Source organism: Oleiphilus sp. HI0061 (assembly GCF_001635675.1).
Genome location: NZ_LWFE01000267.1, coordinates 1 through 700, shown reverse-complemented (window position 1 = coordinate 700; position 700 = coordinate 1). Strand labels below are relative to the sequence as shown.

The following is a 700-nucleotide window of genomic DNA, read 5'->3' as shown; positions in this document are numbered from 1 at the left end:
ACTTGCCATTCCACCTTTTTCCTCGATTTCTTCAATTAATTCCCAAGCTCGATCAGCAATCTGCTGCGTGAGACTTTCCATCATGTAGGAGCCCCCCCAAGGGTCTGCAACCTGAGGAATACCTGTTTCTTCTTGAAGGATGATCTGAGTATTTCGCGCAATACGGGCAGAGAATTCTGTTGGTAGTGCAACCGCTTCGTCCAGAGCATTGGTGTGCAGTGACTGAGTGCCACCAAATACCGCAGCCATCGCCTCGATGGTGGTACGAATCACATTGTTGTAAGGGTCTTGCTCGGTCAAAGACCAGCCTGATGTTTGCGAGTGGGTTCGAAGCATAGAAGATTTGGGGTTCTTAGGTCCGAACTCATCCATAATCTTATGCCATAACAAGCGACCGGCTCTGAGCTTGGCGATCTCCATATAGAAGTTCATGCCAATGCCCCAGAAGAAGGAAAGGCGAGGCGCAAAGGCATCGACGTCCAAACCAGCTTTCAGTGCAGTTCTAACATACTCTCTGCCATCGCTAAGTGTGTAGGCTAGTTCCAGCGCTGCATCAGCACCGGCTTCCTGAATATGGTAGCCGGAGATTGAAATGCTGTTAAAGCGAGGCATGTTCTCGGAGGTGTAGCCGATAATATCGCCAATAATCCTCATGGATGGTTTTGGTGGGTAGATATAGGTATTGCGCACCATAAACTCT

Annotated in this window: 1 protein-coding gene; it reads right to left on the bottom strand. The window is 49.0% G+C overall.

What is annotated here, in order from left to right:
* Positions 1–700, bottom strand: a 700-nt coding sequence (locus A3735_RS03440) for a methylmalonyl-CoA mutase family protein (RefSeq protein WP_231882354.1), incomplete at both ends; no start/stop codon positions are given.